Source organism: Brevundimonas sp. EYE_349, assembly GCF_023147505.1.
Classification (GTDB): domain Bacteria; phylum Pseudomonadota; class Alphaproteobacteria; order Caulobacterales; family Caulobacteraceae; genus Brevundimonas.
In genome coordinates this window covers 83117-99031 of the sequence record NZ_JAHXPB010000005.1, presented here as the reverse complement: position 1 = coordinate 99031, position 15915 = coordinate 83117, and the positions used below count along the sequence as shown (strand labels likewise).

Annotated in this window: 20 protein-coding genes; 16 read left to right on the top strand and 4 right to left on the bottom strand. The window is 66.9% G+C overall.

Going from position 1 to position 15915, the window contains the following annotated elements; translation table 11 throughout:
* The first annotated feature begins 146 nt into the window (after positions 1-146).
* From KZX42_RS10640 to KZX42_RS10610, 7 genes are all read left to right on the top strand, one after another.
* Positions 147-491, top strand: coding sequence for a DUF883 domain-containing protein (locus tag KZX42_RS10640; RefSeq protein ID WP_248119321.1), 345 nt, complete (start codon positions 147-149; stop codon positions 489-491).
* Positions 491-901, top strand: a complete 411-nt coding sequence (locus KZX42_RS10635) for a hypothetical protein (protein ID WP_248119320.1) — start codon at positions 491-493, stop codon at positions 899-901. Before KZX42_RS10640 ends, KZX42_RS10635 begins: the two co-directional genes overlap by 1 nt.
* A gap of 111 nt (positions 902-1012) precedes the next feature.
* Positions 1013-1195 carry a DUF1328 domain-containing protein gene (locus KZX42_RS10630; RefSeq protein ID WP_087121113.1) on the top strand — a complete coding sequence of 61 codons (183 nt, stop codon included), beginning with the start codon at positions 1013-1015 and terminating at the stop codon, positions 1193-1195.
* A 143-nt stretch (positions 1196-1338) separates the two neighbouring features.
* Positions 1339-1962, top strand: coding sequence for a hypothetical protein (locus KZX42_RS10625; RefSeq protein WP_248119319.1), 624 nt, complete (start codon positions 1339-1341; stop codon positions 1960-1962).
* Positions 1963-1964: 2 nt separating this feature from the next.
* Positions 1965-2267 (top strand): transcriptional regulator, encoded by a 303-nt coding sequence (locus KZX42_RS10620; protein ID WP_248119318.1) that lies wholly within the window; start codon positions 1965-1967, stop codon positions 2265-2267.
* 21 nt (positions 2268-2288) lie between these two features.
* Complete coding sequence (locus KZX42_RS10615) at positions 2289-3068, top strand: tyrosine-protein phosphatase (RefSeq protein ID WP_248119317.1); 780 nt, start codon at positions 2289-2291, stop codon at positions 3066-3068.
* Positions 3065-4384, top strand: coding sequence for an anthranilate synthase component I family protein (locus KZX42_RS10610; RefSeq protein WP_248119316.1), 1320 nt, complete (start codon positions 3065-3067; stop codon positions 4382-4384). The genes KZX42_RS10615 and KZX42_RS10610 overlap by 4 nt, the downstream gene beginning before the upstream one ends.
* Positions 4385-4387: 3 nt before the next feature.
* On the opposite strand, the gene KZX42_RS10605 is transcribed toward KZX42_RS10610, so the two are convergent.
* The 3 genes from KZX42_RS10605 to KZX42_RS10595 are packed head-to-tail and all read right to left on the bottom strand — an operon-like array spanning position 4388 to position 5887.
* Positions 4388-4918, bottom strand: a complete 531-nt coding sequence (locus KZX42_RS10605; protein ID WP_248119315.1) for a TadE/TadG family type IV pilus assembly protein — start codon at positions 4916-4918, stop codon at positions 4388-4390.
* Positions 4915-5475 (bottom strand): TadE/TadG family type IV pilus assembly protein, encoded by a 561-nt coding sequence (locus tag KZX42_RS10600; protein WP_248119314.1) that lies wholly within the window; start codon positions 5473-5475, stop codon positions 4915-4917. The genes KZX42_RS10605 and KZX42_RS10600 overlap by 4 nt, the downstream gene beginning before the upstream one ends.
* 10 nt (positions 5476-5485) lie before the next feature.
* Positions 5486-5887 carry a pilus assembly protein N-terminal domain-containing protein gene (locus tag KZX42_RS10595; protein ID WP_248119313.1) on the bottom strand — a complete coding sequence of 134 codons (402 nt, stop codon included), beginning with the start codon at positions 5885-5887 and terminating at the stop codon, positions 5486-5488.
* A 237-nt stretch (positions 5888-6124) separates the two neighbouring features.
* Here KZX42_RS10595 and KZX42_RS10590 point away from each other — a divergent pair, with 237 nt between their 5' ends.
* The 9 genes from KZX42_RS10590 to KZX42_RS10550 all read left to right on the top strand — a co-directional run bounded on the left by KZX42_RS10590 (position 6125) and on the right by KZX42_RS10550 (position 15363).
* Positions 6125-6292, top strand: a complete 168-nt coding sequence (locus KZX42_RS10590) for a Flp family type IVb pilin (protein WP_248119312.1) — start codon at positions 6125-6127, stop codon at positions 6290-6292.
* A gap of 117 nt (positions 6293-6409) precedes the next feature.
* Positions 6410-6928: a prepilin peptidase gene (locus KZX42_RS10585; protein WP_248119311.1), complete on the top strand. Its 519-nt coding sequence runs from the start codon at positions 6410-6412 to the stop codon at positions 6926-6928.
* Between the two features lie 120 nt (positions 6929-7048).
* Positions 7049-7963: a Flp pilus assembly protein CpaB gene (gene cpaB, locus KZX42_RS10580; RefSeq protein WP_248119310.1), complete on the top strand. Its 915-nt coding sequence runs from the start codon at positions 7049-7051 to the stop codon at positions 7961-7963.
* An 11-nt stretch (positions 7964-7974) separates the two neighbouring features.
* Positions 7975-9507, top strand: a complete 1533-nt coding sequence (locus KZX42_RS10575) for a type II and III secretion system protein family protein (protein ID WP_248119309.1) — start codon at positions 7975-7977, stop codon at positions 9505-9507.
* 7 nt (positions 9508-9514) lie between these two features.
* Positions 9515-10192, top strand: coding sequence for a CpaD family pilus assembly protein (locus KZX42_RS10570; RefSeq protein ID WP_248119308.1), 678 nt, complete (start codon positions 9515-9517; stop codon positions 10190-10192).
* A gap of 4 nt (positions 10193-10196) precedes the next feature.
* Entirely contained in the window at positions 10197-11735 is a 1539-nt protein-coding gene (locus tag KZX42_RS10565; protein WP_248119307.1) for a cellulose synthase operon protein YhjQ/BcsQ, read from the top strand.
* Positions 11736-11738: 3 nt separating this feature from the next.
* Entirely contained in the window at positions 11739-13391 is a 1653-nt protein-coding gene (locus KZX42_RS10560; protein WP_248119306.1) for a CpaF family protein, read from the top strand.
* A gap of 3 nt (positions 13392-13394) precedes the next feature.
* Positions 13395-14372 carry a type II secretion system F family protein gene (locus KZX42_RS10555; RefSeq protein WP_248119305.1) on the top strand — a complete coding sequence of 326 codons (978 nt, stop codon included), beginning with the start codon at positions 13395-13397 and terminating at the stop codon, positions 14370-14372.
* 10 nt (positions 14373-14382) lie between these two features.
* Positions 14383-15363 carry a type II secretion system F family protein gene (locus KZX42_RS10550; protein ID WP_248119304.1) on the top strand — a complete coding sequence of 327 codons (981 nt, stop codon included), beginning with the start codon at positions 14383-14385 and terminating at the stop codon, positions 15361-15363.
* On the opposite strand, the gene KZX42_RS10545 is transcribed toward KZX42_RS10550, so the two are convergent.
* Positions 15360-15794: an SRPBCC domain-containing protein gene (locus tag KZX42_RS10545; RefSeq protein ID WP_248119303.1), complete on the bottom strand. Its 435-nt coding sequence runs from the start codon at positions 15792-15794 to the stop codon at positions 15360-15362. The genes KZX42_RS10550 and KZX42_RS10545 overlap by 4 nt on opposite strands.
* Positions 15795-15915 lie beyond the last annotated feature (121 nt).

The window sequence follows — 15915 nt, the reverse complement described above, 5'->3', positions numbered from 1 at the left end:
CTCGTTCTTAATCCGCCGGTCGGAGGCTGACGAGAGGCTTGCGCAAGCGCCGCGCGGATCGAGCGACGGGAACCTCGTCAGGGGAGTGGCGTTGCAATACGGGGTTCTCTATTCTCTACCGTCAAGCTTTCAACGGAGCGCGCATCATGGCCAGCACCAAGGCCCGAGAAGACATCAAGGCCGACCTGAAGACCCTCAAGGAGGATCTGAAGACCGGCGCCCGCGAAGAAACCCAGCGCCTACGCGAAAAGGCCGCCGAGGCCGAGGCCAAGCTGCGCGCCAAGGGCGACGAGGTGCGCGAACAGGCGCGCGGTTATTACGACACCGCCCGCACCCGGGGCCGCGAATATTACGACGACGCCGCCGAACGTCTGGACGAGGCGCAGCGCTATGTGGTCGAGCGGGTGCAGGAGCGTCCGCTGCAATCGACCGCCGTGGCCCTGGGCGTCGGCGTCATCCTGGGGATGCTGCTGGCCGGTCGTCGCCGCTGATGTTCAAGGGTCTCGTCAAAAAGCTGGTCGCGACCGCCGTCGTCGCGGCCAGCGCCTTCCTGGCCGTCATCTTCCTGGGGCTTTCGATCTTCTATGCGCTAAGCCTCAAGCTGACGCCGCTGGGCGCCGCCGCCGTCACCTTCGGCCTGTTCGCCGTGGTCGCCCTGATCGTGATCCTGGTCTTCCTGCGCAGCGGGAACGACGAGGAGGACGATGAGGATGAAGAACCGTCCGGCCTGCTGGGTAAGGTAATCCACATCGTTCGCGAACGCCCCATCGTGGGCGCTGTGGGCGGTCTGGGCGCCGCCTTCCTGCTGCTGCGCAATCCGGCCCTCGCGGCCATCGTCGCCAGCATGGTCGCGGACCGCAAGATGGATCAGGGCGGCTATTCGCGCCGTCGCCGCCGCTGATGGGAATCTCAGCAGACGAGGGAACGGCCAAGACGCCACGACGTTGATGCAACGGACCGACGAGGGCTCTAGGGTCGCCGACGGCAACATCAACTCAGGAGAGCTAAACCCATGATGCGCTGGGCAATTATCTTCCTGGTCGTGGCCTTGGTCGCGGCCGTTCTCGGCTTCGGCGGCATTGCGAACTTCTCGTTCGAAATCGCCAAATTCGTCGCCGTCGTCGCCATCATCCTGTTCGTCATCGCCCTGGTGGCCGGCGGACTTCGCGGACGCGGCGGCACGCCCCGACTATAAGGGGCGCGACCGATCGGAAATCAGGGGACGAGGCTTCGGCTTCGTCCCCTTTTTCATGGCTCGGCCGTCAGGCTATAAAAAGAACTTTACATCACAAAGTTTATGGCTGATTTTCTCTCATCGATTTTTGGGAGGAAACCAACATGACCCGCGACACCCAGGCCATTCACGACGATATCGCCTATATGCGCAGCCTGGCGCACGAGGGGCGCCACGCGCCCCTGTTGGCGGGACCGATCCTGGTCACGGCCGCCGTCGTGTACGGATCGACCAGCCTGATCCAATGGGCCGTTCAATCGGGCTTGGTCAGGCTGAACTCATGGTCGCAGCTATGGATCTGGGTCGTCGCGGGGGCGGTGTTCGCCGTCGCCCTGACCGTTCTGATCGGCCGCATCAAGAAGAAGTCCGGCTTCAATTCCGCCGGCAACAAGGCGGTCGGATCGGCGTGGGAGGCGGTCGGTTACGGCATCTTCGTCACCTGGCTGGCCCTGGTCGCCCTGTCTGTGAAAACCGGAAACTGGTCGTGGATGGCGGTGATGCCGACGGCGGTGCTGGTCGCCTATGGCTCGGCCTGGATGATCGGCGCGGCCATGACGCGCACGCGCTGGATGTCGATGACGGCGATCTGCGCCTACGTCGGCGCCGTGGCGGTGGCCTGGTTCATCGACAGCCCGCTGATCTATCTGGTGTTCGCCGCCATTTTGATCGCTGTCGCCCTGGTTCCCGGCCTGATCCTCATGCGCCAGGAACCGGCGGAGAGCGTCTGAGCATGGCGGACGATTTCGACATCGGCCGTATCGACGAGGTCATTCATGGGCGCATCCGCCTGGGGATCATGGCCTTTCTTTCGGGGGCCGACACGGCGGATTTCGCTACGCTGAAGGCGCGACTGCAGACCACGGACGGCAATCTGTCGGTCCATCTGCGCAAGCTGGAGGAGGCGGGGTTCGTCGCCATGACCAAAAGCTTCAGGGGTCGAAAGCCCCTGACGGAGGCCAGTCTGACCGAGGAAGGCCGCGCCGCCTTCGTGGCCTATCTGGATGCGATGGCGGACCTGCTGCCCGCGCGGTGAAAACAGGGTAGAAGGCGGCGCATGAGCGACCGCCTTCACGCCTTCGAGGCCATCGACAACTTTCGCGACTATGGCGACTACGCCACGGCGGCGGGGCGCCGGCTACGGCCCGGCCATCTGTTCCGTTCCGCCCACCATGCGCGGGCGAGCGCGGCGGATCTGGAGCGGCTGGGCGCTCTGGATATCGGCGCGGTGGTCGATCTGCGTCGGCCCGGCGAGCGTCGCGACCAGCCGTCGCGCCGTCCGGACGGCTGGTCGGGCCGGGTGATCGAGGGCGGGATCGACGACGGGGTGGAGGCGCCCCACATCACCTTTCTGAAGACCCAGGACCTGACGCCGGCGTCCGGCCGGCGGTTCATGCAGGACACCTATCGCCGCCTGCCGTTCGATCCGGCGCACAGGGATGTATTCAGCCGCTATTTCCAGGCCCTGGCCGATCAGGACCGACCTGTGCTGATCCACTGTGCGGCGGGCAAGGATCGGACGGGGTTCCTGGCCGCTCTGACCCATCATCTGCTGGGCGTGTCGCGCGACGACATGGTCGAGGACTATCTGCTGACCAATGCGGCGGTGGACCTGGCCGGACGGGCGCCGTCGATCGCGCGGCAGCTGCAGAAGATGACCGGCCGCGTCGCCGCCGACGATGCGGTGGTGGCCTTCCTGGGCGTCGAGGCCGCCTATCTGGACGCGGCCCTGGCCGAGGTCGAGGCGCGACATGGCTCGGTCGAGGCTTATTTGCGTGATGCGCTGGAGGTCGACGCCGCGCGCCGCGACCGGATCGTGGAGCGGCTGTCGGCGTGAGCGATGTGCTGAGCCATCGAGTGGTGCGCGACGCCGCCTGGGTCGAGCCGGTGATGGTGGCGGCGGGACTGGCGGCGGACGGCGGCGACGGGCTGCTGGCCTTGATTTCCGGCGGGGGATCAAACGAACGCTGGTCGCACGTCGCGGTTCAGCCGGACATGGTCCAGGTTGGACCGCTTGGAGTGGCGGCCCTTTTCGATGCCTTGCGCGACCCCGCGTTCTCGGCGGGGACGGTGGGCCTGGCGGCCTATGACGCCGGCGCGCGGGCGGCGACGGGACGGCGTGAGGCCGTCTGGCCGGACCTGATGCTGGCCCGCTATCCCGCGATGCTGACCTTCGATCACCAGGCGCGCTGGGTCCAGGCGACCGGGCGAGGGGCGACGACCTTGCAGGCCGAGGCGGCGGCGGATCGCGCGCTGGCCTGGTTGGCCACAGCCCGATCCGTCGCATCGCCCGGGGCGCCTGCCGAAACCTTTTCCGCCGAGGCGCCGCCCGAAGCCTATCGCGCGGCGGTGGCGGATGTGGTGGATCGGATCGCGGCGGGCGAGCTGTTCCAGGCCAATGTGGCGCGCGCCTGGTCGGGACGGCTGAAGCCGCATGCCGATCCGTTCGAGGTCTTCATGCGGTTGCAGCAGGACCGGGCTTCGCCCTTCGGCGCCTATTGGCGGATCGGCGATCGGGCGCTGGTGTCCAACTCGCCCGAACTGTTCCTGAGCTTCGACGCGGCCAGCCGGCGGATCGAGGCCCGGCCGATCAAGGGCACCCGGCCGCGCGACCCCGATCCGGCGCGCGACGCCGCCCTGGCCGCCGACCTGCTGGCCAGTGCCAAGGACCGGGCCGAGAACCTGATGATCGTGGACCTGATGCGCAACGATCTGGCGCGGGCGTCCGAGCCGGGGTCGGTGCAGGTGGAGGCCCTGTTCGCGGTCGAGCGGCACCCGACCGTGCATCATCTGGTGTCGACCGTGACGGGAACGGCGCGTGTCGGGGCTGGCGCGGCGGAGCTGTTGGAGGCGACCTTCCCACCCGGCTCGATCACCGGCGCGCCCAAACACCAGGCGATGAAGGTGATCGCCGCCCACGAACCGCCGCGCGGACCCTGGTGCGGATCGCTGTTCCTGATCGGGGAGGGGGGATCGATGACCGCCTCGGTCCTGATCCGCACGGCCGGGTTCGTGCGGACGGACGGCGTGTGGCGCTACCGGACCCTGGCCGGCGCCGGCATCGTCGCAGACAGCGATCCGGCCGCAGAAGAGGCGGAGACCGACGTCAAGATATCCGCCATGCGCGAAGCCCTGATCGGGCGTCGAGCGTAGCGGTCAGCAGGTGCTGCATGCGATGACGTCGACCGTACGCGGGCGCAGGTAGGCCATTCGCTCGAAACGGGTGAAATAGGGCGCGACCAGATCGAACGGCGATGCATAGTCGTAATTGGCCTCCGCCACGATGACGGACTCTCCGGCCGCCAGCATGTCGGACGGGATCTTGGCGTCGGCCACAGTCAGCTTGCCGGCGACGCCTCGGCTCACGCTCCAATCGACCCTGTAGGTCGTCGTATCGACGCGGGTGACGCTGCTGACCCTTTGGGTCAGGGGCGAATTGGAGAACGGCTTGATGATCTGATCGCCGATGGCGAAGATGTCTGTGATCTGGGTCTTGGTCACCTTGTCGTTCTGCGACACCAGGTCCGCAACCATCGAGGCCACGTGGCCGGTGCGCTTCAGCGCCATATAGCCCTGACAATATTCCACCATGCCGAAGTAGAACAGGATCAGCAGGGGGGCGAGAAAGGCGAACTCCACCGCCGCCGCGCCGCGCGCATCCTTCACCAGTTGTCCAAGACAAGTCATGTTGCGGCAGACTTCGTCCAGGGCTCGTTGCGGAATGCCGTCGCCGACATCAGCAGCACCTTGCCCGCCCCGATGCGCGACGTGGCCTGATTAAGCAGCGGCGTGACCAGCGGATGGACGTACCAGACGCGCACCAGAACCAGATCGCCCGGATTGCCGCCGTCGTAGATCGCCTTGGTCGGATCGATCTGGCCATTGGTGATCGGCTCGGGCGGATCGGGCGTGGCGAACTGAGGGATGACGCGCACATCGACAGTGGCGCGGCTGGCGCAGTCGTTCTTGAACACTGTCATCCGGTCGCAAAGTTCGGTCTTGAACCGGGTAGCTGTGAACTTCTGCTGATCGGCCTGACCCGTCCGCACCAGCCGGCCGGATTGGGTCGTCGCCGTCTCCAGTAGAGAGTCGATCACGAACACCATGCCCAGTTCCAGGATGGCGAAGATCATCATCAGGAAAGGGATCGCCACCATGGCGAACTCGATCGCGGCGACGCCCTCGCGCCCCTGGCGGCGGCGTGCGCGCCGCATACAGGCCGCCAGAAGGGTGGGCGCGATCATGGGCGGCGGATCAGGGCGCGGTCGGGGCGGCGACGGGGGCGCTGCGGACGCTGGGCGAGCAGGAGGCGCCGCAGGTCATTTCCGTCGCCTGGGCGCCGCGCCAGACCCGCACCGAGCCGGTTGAACCGCCGGAGACGACGATCTCGCGCTGAAACAGGGTGCGGCCCACCCCGTCGACCGCAACCACCTCGGTCACCCCATAGCCCTTGCCGACGATGAACAGGGTGTTGGCGTCCACCATGGAGACGTCGGCGATCTGAGGATTGGCGACGATGATCGAGGCGGCGACCCCGCGTAGCTGAACGCGGGCGGAACGGTCGATCTCGACATTCAGCGCCCCGTCCTGAGCATTGGCGACGACAGGGACGGCCAACACGGCGGCGGCCAGAAGAACGGCGGGGATGCGGGACATCGGCGGCTCTGAACAACGGCGCGTGCGGACGCGGACACGCGCATGATGGCTCAGCGATCCTCAACAAACACTGAAGCACGAAGATGAGAATTTTCTTTGGTGAATCCGCGCGTAACCAAACCTCGTGACTCAGATTTAACGGGGGGGCGGCATTGTGATCCTGCGTTTGGGGGTCAAGCGGGCTACCGGCTCCCCCCGCCAAGTTGCTCGCTGGACCATTTGAAAAGGACTATCCCCATGACCAAGTTCATCTCGCGCTTCGCCAAAGACGAATCGGGCGCCACCGCCATCGAATACGGCCTGATCGCAGCCTTGATCGCCGTCGCCCTGATCACCACGCTGGGCCTGCTCAGCAAGAATCTGAACGGCACCTTCAAGAAAATTACGGACGCGCTGCCGCAGTAAGTCCTGACCCAACCGACCGTCGAGTGATCGACGTGATGGGGGCCGGAGCTGAAAAGCTCCGGCCTTTTTCGCATGGCGGAAACCCAACCTTAAGTCCTGTCCGACAGGATGGCGGTCATGGATATTCTGCTGCTCATCCTGCTGGGCGTCTTCCCGGCCCTGGTCATCGTCGGTGGTCTGCACGACCTGATCACGATGAAGATTCCCAACTGGATCTCGCTGGCCCTGATCGGCGCCTTCTTCCCGACGGCGCTTCTGGTTGGCGTGGGGCCGATGGACATCGCCATTCACCTGGGCGTCGGGGTTGGCGCGCTGATGATCGGGATGGGGATGTTCGCCCTGAACTGGATCGGCGGGGGCGACGCCAAGCTTCTGGCCGCCAGCTGCCTCTGGATGGGGCTGAGCGGCGTGGCGCCCTTCCTGTTGTGGACGGGCGTGGCGGGCGGCCTGTTCTGTCTTTTGCTGATCATGGCGCGCCAATATTTCCCTATGGTCGCGCCCTCGGTTTCCCAAGGATGGGTCATCAATCTGATGCAGCCCAAGGGCGACATCCCCTACGGCGTCGCCATCGCCATCGGCGCCCTGATGGCCCTGCCCGAGAGCGGACTGGTTCTGGCTTATGCATCAGGACGTTAAGGCCAAGCTGACCAGCGTTCGGCGCGCTTAGGAAGCGTTAACCGATAGGCGGCATGATCGTTAACGGTAGGCGTCGGGGACTGAATCCGCGACTCAGGGCGCCAGCCGGAGACCATCTGGATGAAGCCCGCCCGTATCGTCGTTCTGTGCATCGCCGCCGTATCGGCCATCGGCCTGGCCCTGGTGGTCCGGGCCATGGGATCGTCGTCCAACACCCCCGCCGCGCCCGCCGCCGCCGCGCCGGTCGAGGTTCGTCCTATGGCCAAGGTTCTGGTCGCGGCCAAGGATCTGCAGCCGGGCAAACGGATCACAGAGGCCGATCTGTCCTGGAAGGACTGGCCCGTCGACGAGGTCGCGCCGGTCTTCATCACCGATGGCGCCACGCCCGTTTCAGACCGCCCCGCCACCGACAACGCCGCCCAGAAGGCTGCGGGCGCTGTCCAACGTGTCGCAAAGGCGGCGACCGAAATCGCCGGAACCGGCGCCAAGTCCGACTATATCGGCGCGGTCGTGCGTGAACCCATTCTGGCCGGCGAGCCGATCCTGGCGCGCAAGATCGTGCGCGCCGGCGACAGCGGTTACATGGCCGCCTATCTGGAGCCTGGGATGCGGGCCATGGCCATCGCCGTGACGGTGGAATCAGCCGCTGGCGGCTTCATCCTGCCGGGCGACCGGGTGGATGTGGTCATGACCGCTGAAACCAACCGCGACGGCGTGGAGGGTGGATCCAAGTCCAAATATGTGTCCGGCGTGGTCCTTCAGAACATCAAGGTCCTGGCCATCGACCAGGCCACGCGGGTCGGCGACGACGCCCAGGCGGTGGTCGGCGCGACCGCCACGCTTGAGGTTCGTCCGCAGGACGCCGTGCTGGTGGCGCAGGCCAAGTCGGAAGGCGAACTTTCCCTGTCGCTGCGGTCCTACGCCGACACCGCCGGGCCGTCGGGCGCGACGCGCAGACCCACGCCCGCCCAGTCCCGACCTCAGGCCGTTCGCATCTATCGCGGCGGCGCGCCCGAAGTGGTGGCCGTGCCATGAAAGTCGATCCGATGCGCCGCTTCCCCCGACAGAAGACCGCCGCCATCGCCTGCGCGCTTCTGGCGGGTCTGGCCGTGGCGCCCGCAGGCGTGGCCCAGACCCGCGCCGCCGTGTCGATGGGGGCGGCCCCGCAACTGATCAACCTGCCGCGCGGCACATCCTTCGCCGTCGATCTGCCGGCGGACGCGCGCGACGTGATCGTGTCCAACCCGCAGGTGGCCGAGGCCATGCTGCATTCGCCGCGCCGCATCACCGTGATCGGCGTCGCGCCGGGCGAGACCGATGCGGTCTTCCTGGACGCCGCCGGGCGCACGATCCTGAGCCTGCGGGTGCGGGTGGACGCCGGCACCAGCGCGCTTCAGGACACGCTGAACCGGATGATCCCGGGCAGCCAGGTCAAGGCCGAGGCCGTCAACGACAGCATCATCCTGAGCGGCGTGGCGGAAAACCCGGCCGTCTCGGCCCAGGCGGCGCGCATCGCCACGGCCTTCGTCTCCGCGCCCGAAAAGGTGCTGAACCTGATCACCGTGCCGGGTTCCGATCAGGTGACGCTGAAGGTGCGCGTGGTCGAGGTGCAGCGCAACGTCATCAAACAACTGGGCTTCAACACCTCGGCCGTGGTCGGGCGGTTGGGCGACACCCAATGGCTGCTGGGCAACGCGGCCACCTGGGGCATCAACGGAACACTGCTGGGCGGGATCAGCGCCGGTCCTTCGATCGACACGACCAAGAACTATCAGATGCAGGCGCCCTGCGTCGGGCCGGGATGGCAGCCCGGCGCGCTGTGCCCCTTCACGGTGAACGGCCCGCAGGACGCGCCAAACTGGGACACCGCCCAGCCCGGCACGGGCCCTGGCTCCAATGGCCTGAACAAGGGCGAGGCCATGATCAAGGCGTTCGAGCGGGTAGGCCTGCTGCGGACCTTGGCCGAACCGAACCTGACCTCCGTCAATGGCGAAGCGGCCAGCTTCCTGGCCGGCGGCGAATTCCCGGTGCCGGCCAGCCGCGACGCTCAGGGACAGATCACCGTTCAGTACAAGCCGTATGGCGTCGGGCTTGCCTTCCGCCCGGTCGTGCTGTCGGGAGGCCGCATCAGCCTGCAGGTCAAGGTCGAGGTGTCCGAACTGTCGTCTCAGGGCGGCCTGACCATCGGCGCCGGCACGCCCTCGTCCATCACCCTGCCGGGGCTGACCGTCAGGCGCAGCGAAAACACCATCGAAATTCCCTCGGGCGGCTCGATGATGATCGCCGGCCTGCTGCAGGAAAACAGCCGTCAGGCCGTCGATTCCCTGCCCGGCGTCACCAATCTGCCGGTGCTGGGCCAACTGTTCCGGTCGCGCGACTATCTGATGGGCGAGACCGAACTGGTGGTGATCGTGGAGCCCTATATCGTCAGCCCGACTTCGCCTGATCGGATGCAGACGCCGGCGGACGGTCTGCGGATCGCCTCCGACAGCCAGACCATTCTCTTCGGCCAGTTGAACCAGGTCTATGGGCTGCCGAACGCGCCCCCTGCGGGTTCGGTCGGCTATGTGATCGAGTGAGCGCCCCATGATCCGCACCCCGATTATCGCTCTTGCGACCCTCTCCGCCCTGGCCCTGGGCGGCTGTGTCGGCGGCCCGGCCAGCCTGGGCGGCGAGCCGCCGCTGACGCCGACCTCGCGCTATGCCTTGCAGGTGGAGCCGAACCTGGACCGTATCGCCCTGGCGGTGCATGACGCCGGCCTGTCATCGACCCAGAACGCCGCGCTTCAGGGCCTGATCGGCCGCTACGCCCAGGCCGAGGGCGGGCCGCTGGTGATCGAGACCCCGGCCGGCGCCGATCCGGTCGCCTTGAACCAGGCCTACGCCGTGCAGGCCGCCCTGTCCGCCTGGGGCGTGCCGGCCGACCGCATCCGCCTGGTCAGCTATGCCGCGCCCGACCCCCGCGCGCCAGTGGTGGTGGGCTTCGAGACCCTGCGCGCCGTGGTGCCCCAGTGCGGGCGCAACTGGGGCAATCTGAGCCGCTCGGGCGACAACCAGTCCGCCTCCAACTTCGGCTGTGCGGTGACGGCCAATCTGGCCGCCCAGATCGCCGATCCGCGCGACATCCAGCGGCCGCGCGCCATGACGCCCCCAGACGCCAGCCGCCGCACCGTGGTCTTCGACCAATACCGCGCCGGCAAACAGACCTCGGCCGAGGCGGAAACCCTGGTGCGGGAGACCGCTGTCTCGCGCGCGGTGAACTGAAGCCATGAGTACAGCGCCCGCCCCCCGCCCCTTCGAAGCGTTCGACGACGACTTCGACGCGGACCTGGACTTCGACCACCTGCCCGCGGCGCCGGCGCGTGCGCCCATGCCGTTCACCGCCGGGTCCGACGCCATGCCGGCCGACGGATACAATCCGGTGGGCGAGGTGGTGGCCCAGGCCGAGGCCAGTCTGGCCGAACCCTATCCGACGACGCCGGACCTGACGCCCGCGACCCTGGCCCCGACCAGCCTGGCCCCCGCCGCCGCCATCGGCGAGGTGTCGGTGCCGCGCATCGCCATCCATGTCTTCGCCGAGCGCCAGGATACGCTGGCCGCCGCCGAGCGTGCGGCGCAGGACCGGCGCCTGTCGCGCGCCACGACCCAGATCCGCATCGGCGGCGTCGCCGCGGCGGTCGAAACCTATCAGCACGAGCCGACGCCGCCGCTGATCATCGTCGAATGCCTGAAGGACCCCCAGACCCTGCTCTGGGAGGTGGATCAGCTGGCCGAGGTCTGCGACGCCGGCACCAAGGTCATCGTGGTCGGGGCGACCAACGACATCATCCTGTTCCGCGAGCTGATGCGGCGCGGCGTCAGCGAATATCTGGTCGCGCCCTTGCAGCCGCTGCAGCTGATCGCGGCCATCGGCGGCCTGTTCAACGATCCCGCCCAGCCCTTCGTCGGACGCACCATCGCCTTCGTCGGCGCGCGGGGCGGGGCGGGGGCCTCGGCCGTGGCGCACAATACCGCCTATGCGATCTCCGAACGGATCGGCGCCAACACCGTGATCGTCGATTACGACCTGCCGTTCGGGACGGCCGGGCTGGATTTCAATCAGGATCCGCTTAACGGCGTCGCCGACGCCCTGGGCCAGCCCGACAGGCTGGACGCGACGCTTCTGGACCGGATGATGGTGCGCTGCACCGACAAGCTGAGCTTGTTCGCCGCGCCCGCCAGTCTGGACACGGATTGGGACATCTCGACCGAGGCTTTCGAAGAGGTGACAAACCAGATCCGCGCCACCGCGCCGTTCGTGGTGCTGGACCTGCCGCATCTATGGTCGCCGTGGATGCGCCGCACCCTGATCAGCGCCGACGAGGTGGTGGTGGTGGCCACGCCCGACCTGGCCAGCCTGCGCAACGCCAAGAACATGATCGACCTGATCCGTCAGGGACGGCCTAACGATGCGCCGCCGCGTCTGGTGCTGAACCAGATCGGCGTGCCGGGTCGCCCCGAAATCCCGGCCAAGGACTTTGGCGCCGCCCTGGGCGTCCACGCCAGCCTGATGATCCCGTTCGACGCCAAGACCTTCGGGGCGGCGGCGAACAATGGCCAGATGATCCTGGACGCCGGGTCCAAGACCAAGGCCGCTGAGGCCTTCCAGACCCTGGCCCAGATCGTGTCGCGTCGCGAGCTGCCGGCCGTCGCCGGCCCGAAGGGCAAGGCCGCAAAACCGGCCAAGGCCGGCAAGACGGAAAAGGCCGCCAAGCCCGCCGACGGCGCGTCCAAGTCCCTGTTCGCCGGCATGTTCAAGAAGCGCTGACAGATGTTCGGCAAGCGCACAGGTCAGCCCGGCGTCGCTCCGGCGCCCGCACGTCCCGCCCCGGCGCCTGCGCCAGTCGCGGCTGAACCTGTGTCCGTGTTCAGGGCCGACGCCGCGCCCGCCTCGCCAGCCGAAAAGCCCGCTGCGGCCTATGCTTTCGCGGGCGACGATTTCGAGCCGGCGGCCGAGGCCTTCGCTCGCGCAGACGCGCCGCCCGCTTCGGGCGCCTCGGCGTCGGCGGACCGCCTGGACGCCTTGGCGTCACGCCCGCGTCCCAAGCCCGAGGCGGCGCGCCCGGCCATGAACGGCGCGGGTCCCAAGCCCACCGCCGGACTGGAACAGCTCAAGAAGGCCCAGGCGGTCGCCGAGATCGTCCGTGAACAGAGCGACTATTATCACGCCACGAAGACGACCATCTTCAACGCGCTGATGAACACCATCGACCTGTCCCAACTGGCCCAGTTGGACCAGAAGGCGGCGTCGGAGGAAATCCGCGACATCGTCTCCGAACTGGTGGCGATCAAGAACGTCTCCATGTCGGTCGCCGAGCAGGAGCATCTGGTTCAGGACATCGTCAACGATGTGCTGGGCTACGGTCCGCTGGAGCCGCTGCTGGCCCGCGACGACATCGCCGACATCATGGTCAATGGCGCGGGGCGCGTCTTCATCGAAGTCGCCGGCAAGGTCCAACTGACCAACGTCCGCTTCCGCGACAACACCCAGCTGATGAACATCTGTCAGCGGATCGTGAGCCAGGTCGGCCGCCGCGTCGATGAATCCAGCCCCATCTGCGACGCCCGTCTTCCGGACGGGTCGCGCGTCAACGTCATCGCCCCGCCGCTGGCGATCGACGGCCCGACGCTGACGATCCGCAAGTTCAAGAAGGACAAGCTGACGATGAAGAATCTGGTGGAGTACGCCTCCATCAGTCCCGAGGGCGCGCGCGTCCTGGGCGTCATCGGCGCCTCGCGATGCAATCTGGTCATCTCGGGCGGCACCGGGTCGGGCAAGACGACGCTGCTGAACACCCTGACGGCCTTTATCGACCCGACCGAGCGTGTCATCACCTGCGAGGACGCCGCCGAACTGCAGTTGCAGCAGCCGCACGTCGTGCGCCTGGAGACCCGCCCGCCCAACCTGGAGGGGCAGGGCACGATCACCATGCGGGATCTGGTCAAGAACTGCCTGCGGATGCGCCCGGAGCGGATCATCGTCGGCGAGGTCCGCGGACCCGAGGCCTTCGACCTGTTGCAGGCCATGAACACCGGCCACGACGGCTCCATGGGTACGCTTCACGCCAACAGTCCGCGCGAGGCCATCAGCCGGATGGAGTCCATGATCACCATGGGCGGATACGGCCTGCCATCGCGCACCATCCGCGAGATGATCGTGGGATCGGTGGACGTCATCATCCAAGCCGCCCGCCTGCGCGACGGCTCGCGCCGGATCACCCACATCACCGAGGTCGTGGGTCTGGAAGGCGATGTGATCGTGACCCAGGACCTGTTCGTCTACGACATCACCGGCGAGGACGAAAACGGCAAGATCGTCGGCCGTCACCGTTCGACCGGCATCGCCCGCCCGCGCTTCTGGGACCGCGCCCGCTATTATGGGTTGGAGCGGGAACTGGCCGACGCCCTGGACGCGGCGGAGTAGATCATGCTGCCGATCCTCGCCGCCGTTCTGGCCTTTATCACCATCGGCGGCCTGGGCTGGGTCTTCGTCGGCGGCGAGGACTCCTCGTCCCAGGCGGTCAAGCGCGCCCAGGCTATCGGGGACGGCAAGAAAAACCCGGCAAACTCCCGCAAGGCCGTCGCCGCCAACACCCCGGAGGCGCGCCGCAAACAGATACTGGTCCAGCTTCAGGAGGCGGATCGGCGCGACCGCAAGGCGCGCACGACCCTGGACGCGCGCCTGAAGCAGGCCGGCCTGAGGATGGGGGCGCGGGCCTTCTACATCGTCTCGGCCGTGATCGGGGTGGTCGCCCTTCTGGTCGCCCTGGCGCTGGGTCTGCCGATCCTGGTGGTGATCGGCGTGGGGCTGATCTTCGGCCTGGGCGCGCCACGCTGGGTCATCGGCTTCCTGGCGAAGCGGCGGATGAAGAAGTTCTCGCTGGAGTTTCCCAATGCGGTGGACATCATCGTCCGAGGGATCAAATCGGGTCTGCCGGTCCATGAGTGTTTCAAGATCATCGGCCGGGAAAGCCCCCTGCCGCTGGGACCGGAGTTCCAGACCCTGGTGGAGGGCCTGGGGGTGGGCATGACGCTGGAGCAGGCGCTGGACCGGATGTATCAGCGGATGCCGACGCCTGAACTGCGTTTCTTCGCCATCGTCATCGCCATCCAGCAGAAGACCGGCGGCAATTTGGCCGAGGCGCTGAGCAATCTGTCGTCGGTTCTGCGTGCGCGCCGGATGATGGGCGAGAAGATCAAGGCCCTTTCGTCCGAGGCCCTGGCGTCCGCCGGCATCATCGCCTCCCTGCCGCCGGCGGTGATGCTGATGGTCATGCTGACGACGCCTGCCTATATGATTCAGTTGTTCACCGATATTCGCGGCAACTTCCTGCTGCTGATCGCGGCGGTGTTGATGGCCACAGGCGTCTTCGTGATGAAGCGCATGATCTCGTTCAAGTTCTGAGGCGGGCGGAATGGAAGGCTTCATCCGCTTCATCACCGATCCGCAGAACCTACTCAGCATCGGCGTGGGCGTGCTGGTCTTCGCCACCGTCCTGACCCTGCTGTCGTCGATGACCGGCGGGGTGAACCTGGACAAGCGGATGAAGGCGGTCGCCGAACGCCGCGACGATCTGAAGCGCCGTTCGCGCGCCAGCATGGCCGCCGGGCAGGGCGCGCTGCGTCACACCGACGAAGGGTTCAAGAAGCGGGTCGTGGACCGGCTGAACCTGACCAAGCTGCTGGAAGACCCCAAGGTCGCCGGACAGATGATCCAGGCCGGATTCCGCGGGCCAAAGCCCCTGACCACCTTCTATTTCTTCCGCTTCGCCTCGCCGATCCTCTTCATGATCGTCGCGGCCTTCTACATGTTCGTCATCAATGTCGTGGACTGGCCCACGATGAACAAGCTGACGCTGGTGATGGCGGCTGCGGTGGCGGGCTTCTATGCGCCGAACCTGTATCTGAAGAATCGCATCGACAAGCGCCGCACCTCGATCATGCAAGCCTTCCCCGACGCGCTCGACCTGATGCTGATCTGCGTGGAGGCCGGGATGTCGATCGAGGCGGCGATCACCAAGGTCAGTCAGGAGATGGGGCCGTCGTCCATCGATCTGGCCGAGGAGTTGTCGCTGCTGTCGGCCGAGCTATCCTACCTGCCCGACCGACGGGTGGCCTATGAAAACCTGGGCAAGCGGACCAACCATCCGGGGGTCAAGGCGGTGGCGACGGCCATGACCCAGGCCGAGACCTATGGCACGCCGCTGGCTAACGCCTTGCGCGTCATGGCCAAGGAGAACCGCGATCTGCGCCTGTCTGCGGCCGAGAAGAAGGCGGCGGCGCTTCCGGCCAAACTGACCGTGCCGATGATCCTGTTCTTCCTGCCGGTGCTGTTCATCGTCATCCTGGGACCGGCGATCCTGAACGTCATCGACATGATGAAGGCTGGAAACTAGCCTGCTTCGGCGGCGGCCTTGAGCCCCTCGGCGATGGCCTCGTGGGCCTTTCGGATCGCGGGGCGATGCTTGTCGTGGAACAGCTCGCCGCGCAGGCCGGAGAAGCGTACGCCGACCGCGACGATGCAGTTGCCGGGCGCCAGCTCCTCAATCTGGATGTAGCGCAGACTCTGGAACAGAAAGCCGCGCCGTTCCGCCCAGAGCAGCCGCCCGCGCGGCTGCCATTCGACGATCCGGGCCAGCGACTGATGCGGCGCCATCTCTGGCCAGGCTTCGGTCATGGTCAGGCGGCCGCCAAAGGCGATGACGCCCTCGACATCGGCGTCGACCGGATTCCAGGCGCTCCAGCCTGCCAGGTCCGCGACCAGATCCCAAATCCGGTCCGAGGTCGCCTGAACCCCGACGCGCTTTTCGATGCGAGTGTCATCCATGGCTTCGCTCTGACACGGCTTGCGGCCCGAAGAAAGGCGCCAGTTGGTCGCCGGGCCTGAGGCTTGATCGACATTCAGCCCCGTAATGACGATCCAAGATTTCGACCGAATGTCGATTGAT

Bases quoted from the DNA above. Each gene is read 5' to 3' on its own strand.
- KZX42_RS10640 (WP_248119321.1), top strand. From the start codon at position 147: ATGGCCAGCACCAAGGCCCGAGAAGACATCAAGGCCGACCTGAAGACC.
- KZX42_RS10635 (WP_248119320.1), top strand. From the start codon at position 491: ATGTTCAAGGGTCTCGTCAAAAAGCTGGTCGCGACCGCCGTCGTCGCG.
- KZX42_RS10630 (WP_087121113.1), top strand. From the start codon at position 1,013: ATGATGCGCTGGGCAATTATCTTCCTGGTCGTGGCCTTGGTCGCGGCC.
- KZX42_RS10625 (WP_248119319.1), top strand. From the start codon at position 1,339: ATGACCCGCGACACCCAGGCCATTCACGACGATATCGCCTATATGCGC.
- KZX42_RS10620 (WP_248119318.1), top strand. From the start codon at position 1,965: ATGGCGGACGATTTCGACATCGGCCGTATCGACGAGGTCATTCATGGG.
- KZX42_RS10615 (WP_248119317.1), top strand. From the start codon at position 2,289: ATGAGCGACCGCCTTCACGCCTTCGAGGCCATCGACAACTTTCGCGAC.
- KZX42_RS10605 (WP_248119315.1), bottom strand. From the start codon at position 4,918: ATGACTTGTCTTGGACAACTGGTGAAGGATGCGCGCGGCGCGGCGGCG.
- KZX42_RS10600 (WP_248119314.1), bottom strand. From the start codon at position 5,475: ATGATCGCGCCCACCCTTCTGGCGGCCTGTATGCGGCGCGCACGCCGC.
- KZX42_RS10595 (WP_248119313.1), bottom strand. From the start codon at position 5,887: ATGTCCCGCATCCCCGCCGTTCTTCTGGCCGCCGCCGTGTTGGCCGTC.
- KZX42_RS10590 (WP_248119312.1), top strand. From the start codon at position 6,125: ATGACCAAGTTCATCTCGCGCTTCGCCAAAGACGAATCGGGCGCCACC.
- KZX42_RS10585 (WP_248119311.1), top strand. From the start codon at position 6,410: ATGGATATTCTGCTGCTCATCCTGCTGGGCGTCTTCCCGGCCCTGGTC.
- cpaB (WP_248119310.1), top strand. From the start codon at position 7,049: ATGAAGCCCGCCCGTATCGTCGTTCTGTGCATCGCCGCCGTATCGGCC.
- KZX42_RS10575 (WP_248119309.1), top strand. From the start codon at position 7,975: ATGCGCCGCTTCCCCCGACAGAAGACCGCCGCCATCGCCTGCGCGCTT.
- KZX42_RS10570 (WP_248119308.1), top strand. From the start codon at position 9,515: ATGATCCGCACCCCGATTATCGCTCTTGCGACCCTCTCCGCCCTGGCC.
- KZX42_RS10565 (WP_248119307.1), top strand. From the start codon at position 10,197: ATGAGTACAGCGCCCGCCCCCCGCCCCTTCGAAGCGTTCGACGACGAC.
- KZX42_RS10560 (WP_248119306.1), top strand. From the start codon at position 11,739: ATGTTCGGCAAGCGCACAGGTCAGCCCGGCGTCGCTCCGGCGCCCGCA.
- KZX42_RS10555 (WP_248119305.1), top strand. From the start codon at position 13,395: ATGCTGCCGATCCTCGCCGCCGTTCTGGCCTTTATCACCATCGGCGGC.
- KZX42_RS10550 (WP_248119304.1), top strand. From the start codon at position 14,383: ATGGAAGGCTTCATCCGCTTCATCACCGATCCGCAGAACCTACTCAGC.
- KZX42_RS10545 (WP_248119303.1), bottom strand. From the start codon at position 15,794: ATGGATGACACTCGCATCGAAAAGCGCGTCGGGGTTCAGGCGACCTCG.